Consider the following 4,537-nt stretch of genomic DNA (forward strand, 5'->3'; position numbering starts at 1 on the left):
AAGCCGCGCAGGTGTTTTGCGCGAACGAAGCACTTTTTCGTATAGCGGCGTCCGCAAAGACGTGAATAACGGGCGCAAGCCTCAGCAGAAAGGTCAATGTATCTTCGCGGACGCCGCCAAAAACCGGCACATCCTGCAACAGCTTAAGCCCCCGCAGCCGGCCCATGCTCACTCCAGGTAAACCGGTGGCTATGCTTTCATCTGCGTTACACTACCAGACGCGCGCCCGCTTATACCCGCTGCCCGCCCTTCCAGGCCAGTAGGTTCATAAACTCCCGCCGCGTCTTCGGGCCATAGGTGCGAAAGTGCGGGTCAGGTGTTTGCCGATAAGTCAGCCGCTCGCCGGCGATGCGATCCCGGCCCGCGCGTTGTTTCATTTGATCTATGCTGATGTGATATGGCTTAATCGCGTTGAGCCCGAATACCTTGGCGCGCAGTTCCGGCGTAATTTCGGGATAACCATGCGCCTCGCGTAATTCTTCTGAGATCTGAAACGTCCGGAACGCCTGGATCTGATCCTGCGGCGACCCGTACCAGATGGAATCCGTGCCCCACAGCACGTTGTCCTCGCCCAGATACTTGAACAGTTTACCTAAGCTATGCGCGGCGCTGCCGGGGTCGCGCATCAGATAACGCCAGGTCGAGCCCAGCTCCGCGTAGACATTGCCGATTCCCGCGACGTCGTTCTCGATCACCGTCTTGATCAGCGAATCGATGCCTTCGTTGCGGGCAGGGTTGTAAGGCCCCTCCGATTGACCGGGCACAAAGCCGGAGTGATAGATGAGAAAGTTTACGTCCGGGTATTTCCTCGCGACCACGCCGATGTCATAGCACAGTGAATGCTCGTAGGATTCCGGTCCGAACGGAATGCCCTTGTGTACGCAGATGTTCCTGACGCCGAGCTTGCGCGCCTTTTCGATAAATTCGATCCCCGTGTCGTCATTCAAGAAAAATCCTTTGCCGTCGGGGCCCCATTGCGTGTAGGTCTTCCACGCCGACACTTTCCAGCGTGCCGCCAGTTCGTCCATGCCCTGCAGGTCGCCCTCCTGATTCGGGTTGACGCGCCCGTGCACCAGCAGTCGGTGCGAGCCTTCCATGCGCTCGACGATGCCGGCGGTGGCGGCGGCTTCTTCAATCGTCAACGGTTCGGCGTCGCGGTACGACGGCACGAACGACAACACCATCATGTCCGTGTCGGAATCCAGGAATATATCTTTAATGAATTCGTCCTCGCCCAGGCATTGTAGATAACTCCGCTCGCCGGGTGTGTCGGCCAGCGCGCATTCGGTTTTGGGGAAATCCGACAGCGGGCGCGCGTCGGGCGGCAATTGTTTGAGCCACGCGCCTTGCGGATTCACGAAATGGCCTTGCACGTCGAAGATAAACTCGCTTCCCTGCAGCGCCGCGTTCGCTATCTCCGGATCGAGCGCCGACTCCGCCGCGAGCTGATAGTATCCGGCACTACGTCCTGCCGCCGCATAGGCCGAATTGATCGCCAGCAAAGTAGACGCCGCGCCGCAGGCCGAGACCAGGAAAGATCGGCGCGAAACATTGCGCCGTTTCGCGTTATCGCCGACGGCGGTCGCTGCAAGCTGGCGCGCATGATGATGCACGGGTTCCAGCGGAATCGGCGCGAATTCGCCGTTGGTAGTTGCATCGAGTTTGATGGGCAGACGACGTCCGTCGGGATCGTGCGATGTGGGCATGACTGGCTCCGTGGCGGCAGGGTTGATGGTTACGACCTGCGGCAGTGAGCACGGTTCGCCGCGTGGCGAGGTTGATTGCTGCTGTATAAAACCCGCTGGCGTGTTGGTGAAGAACAGTTTCCGCCGGAAATCCGATTACCCGCCGGAATACTTTTTTGCTATGGTGTCCGGACTCATCCTCGACCTCTAGCCCGATTGAATTACTGCTGCCAATGCGGCGCCGCGGTCAGCCTGCGGGTTCCGCTCGGAGACAACCTTCCGCGGTACGCGTGCGACGCCTGCGGAACCATCCATTACCAGAATCCCAAGATCGTCGCGGGGTGCATCGTCGTGGCGGACGAGCGCATCCTGCTGTGCCGGCGCGCCATCGAGCCGCGTTACGGCCTGTGGACGATGCCCGCCGGCTTCATGGAGAACCACGAAACGGTGGCGCAGGCCGCGGCGCGCGAGACGATGGAAGAAGCCTGCGCGGAGGTGGCCGACCTGTCCCTGTACGCGCTATACAGCCTCCCGCACATCGATCAGGTGTATGTCATGTTTCGCGGTGAATTGCGTGAGCGCCGCTTTGCGCCGGGCGCTGAGAGTCTGGAGACGGCGCTGTTCGCGGAAAGCCAGATTCCGTGGGATGCCCTCGCATTTCCTGTGATCCGCGAGAGTTTGCGACTGTACTGCGAAGACCGGCGCGCCGGTGCGTTTCGCGTGCACATCGGCACCATCACGCGCGGATCGGACCGCGGGGTGGAAATCAGCGTTGACTGAACACCCGTGGATACGGTTACCCGAGCCAGAACCCATGAAGCATGGGGCGAAACGCGTCGGTCCCGAGCTCAAGCGAGGGATCTTCGCCACCCTTCGCCAAATGACAGAACGCTGCGCTTGAACAGGCGCGGCGTGCGGCAATAACGTTAAAATCAGGCGTCCAGGTCCGGGATCAGCTTGCTCTCGTAGCGGGCGATTATGTCTTTCAGTTGCAGCTTGCGCTTTTTCAGGCGTCGCAGAGTCAGTTGGTTGATGTAGACATTCTGCGCAAGACCGGCAATGGCTTCATCCAGCGCGCCGTGTTCGGCGCGCAGCTCGGTGAGGCGCTGCTTGATTGATTCAATATCCTGCACGGTCATGGCGTGAAGCTTCGGCTAAACGGCCATAACTGCTAGCGCATGGCTTCCTGATGCGCAAAACCGCGTGCGTGGCGGGGGCGTTCAAAAGCTAGCCTTTGGAGCCGCCCAGACACGGCGGGGAGCGCGGCACGTCTCCGTCTCTCGCTTCCCATTCGTCCGGGGTCATGGTGTGTAGCGACAGCGCATGCACCGGACCCGCCAGCTCCGCGGCCAGCGTCTCGTTCAGCAACCGGTGGCGCGCGAGCGGCGGTTTGCCCGCAAAGTGATCCGACACGATCGTCACCTTGAAATGCGACTCGGAGCCGGGGGGCACGTTGTGCATGCGGCTCTCGTTACGCACCTCCAGATGGATCGGGTCGAGGCGTTCGGTAATCTTTTGAGTGATGATGTCCTGAACCGTCATGGCGCGAGCCTCATGCGAGTTTTGGTGCTCAAGTATAACGCTACCGCTGCAACAGCGTCAGTCGTCGCGCTCCAGTTCGCGATCGCGGTAGTGTAGGTCGCGCCAGCAGCGTGGCAGGGGCTCGCCGGAGGGAAAACACACCTGTTGCTTCAAGAATTTGTCCGCTTCCGGCATCTCCTCGCCGACGTTGAGACGGCCGGTAAACGCCGTTTGCGTCGGGTCCAGCAGTTCTTCGATTTCCAGCACTTCTACCAGATGATCGCTTGTCGTCAGTTTCAGTAGCATGGCAGCTCCGTGTTAAGAAATCCGTTGGCGAGCCCGCGGTTCAGCGGCGGTCGCCGAGACGATAAAAACGCCTTGCGTTGGCCGTGGTCCGGGCGGCCAGCTCAGCGGGCGCGGCGCCTCTTGCCGCCGCCACTTGCCTTAGAATATGCGGCAGCAGCGCGGGTTCGTTGCGCCGCGCCTTGGGCTGGGGCCGCAGGTCGCGCGGGGTCAGGTAAGGCGAATCGGTCTCGACCATCAGCCGCTCGGCCGGGATGCGGCTCAACAGCTCGCGCAGGTGCGCGCCGCGCCGCTCGTCGCAGATCCAGCCGGTGATGCCGACGTGCAAATCCAGCGCCAGACACGCGCGTAACTCGTCCGCGCTGCCGGTAAAACAGTGCACCACGGCGTCCGGTAGGCGCTCGCGATAGCGCGCCAAAAGCTCGATAAAATCATCGAACGCATCGCGTACGTGCAAAAACACCGGCATATCGAGTTCGCAGGCCAGCGCAAGTTGCTGCTCGAAGGCGTGGCGCTGCGCCGTCGGCGACGAATAATTACGGTTGTAATCCAGCCCCGTCTCGCCGATGGCGCGAACCTTTTCGTGCGCGGCCAAAGTGCGCAGCGTATCGCCTGTTTCCTCAGTCCATCCTTCGGCCAGGTGCGGATGCACGCCAGCCGTGGCGTAGAGTTGATCGGGGTAACGCTCGGCCAGCGCGATGGCGGCGTGACTGTCTTCCACGCTGGAACCGGTGACCAGCATGGCGCAAACGCCAGCGTCGCGCGCGCGCTCAAGCACTTCCGCCTCGTCGCGACGAAACGAAGCGTGCGTGAAATTGAAGCAGATGTCGATGAGTTCGTGGTTCATATTCTGGGGCGCGCGCATGAATCGCGTGTTTTTCGTAGTATGCATCGTAGCAGCCATCGATTCGAACTTGAACGAGTCCGCATATGAGCGATAGCAACCCGCAAGCGATATATCTGCAAGATTACGCTCCCCCCACTTTTCTGCTCGACACTGTCAAGCTGCACGTCTCGCTGGATGATGG

The 4,537-nt window shown here is 60.9% G+C and carries 6 protein-coding genes; 1 reads left to right on the top strand and 5 read right to left on the bottom strand.

Going from position 1 to position 4,537, the window contains the following annotated elements; all coding sequences use genetic code 11:
• Positions 1-230 precede the first annotated feature (230 nt).
• A complete protein-coding gene (locus tag H0V34_06820) occupies positions 231-1,706 on the bottom strand; it encodes an amidohydrolase family protein (protein MBA2491418.1) in 1,476 nt (491 codons plus the stop codon).
• Positions 1,707-1,901: 195 nt separating this feature from the next.
• Here H0V34_06820 and H0V34_06825 point away from each other — a divergent pair, with 195 nt between their 5' ends.
• Complete coding sequence (locus tag H0V34_06825; GenBank protein MBA2491419.1) at positions 1,902-2,465, top strand: NUDIX hydrolase; 564 nt, start codon at positions 1,902-1,904, stop codon at positions 2,463-2,465.
• A gap of 152 nt (positions 2,466-2,617) precedes the next feature.
• Here H0V34_06825 and H0V34_06830 read toward each other — a convergent pair whose 3' ends face one another.
• From H0V34_06830 to H0V34_06845, 4 genes are all read right to left on the bottom strand, one after another.
• Positions 2,618-2,824, bottom strand: coding sequence for a YdcH family protein (locus H0V34_06830; protein ID MBA2491420.1), 207 nt, complete (start codon positions 2,822-2,824; stop codon positions 2,618-2,620).
• Positions 2,825-2,912: 88 nt separating this feature from the next.
• Complete coding sequence (locus H0V34_06835) at positions 2,913-3,227, bottom strand: BolA/IbaG family iron-sulfur metabolism protein (GenBank protein MBA2491421.1); 315 nt, start codon at positions 3,225-3,227, stop codon at positions 2,913-2,915.
• Positions 3,228-3,284: 57 nt separating this feature from the next.
• On the bottom strand, positions 3,285-3,512 hold the full coding sequence (locus H0V34_06840) for an acetyltransferase (protein ID MBA2491422.1): 228 nt from the start codon (positions 3,510-3,512) through the stop codon (positions 3,285-3,287).
• Between the two features lie 40 nt (positions 3,513-3,552).
• On the bottom strand, positions 3,553-4,356 hold the full coding sequence (locus H0V34_06845; GenBank protein ID MBA2491423.1) for a TatD family hydrolase: 804 nt from the start codon (positions 4,354-4,356) through the stop codon (positions 3,553-3,555).
• Positions 4,357-4,537: the final 181 nt, after the last annotated feature.

The organism is Gammaproteobacteria bacterium (assembly GCA_013696315.1).
Taxonomy (GTDB): domain Bacteria; phylum Pseudomonadota; class Gammaproteobacteria; order JACCYU01; family JACCYU01; genus JACCYU01.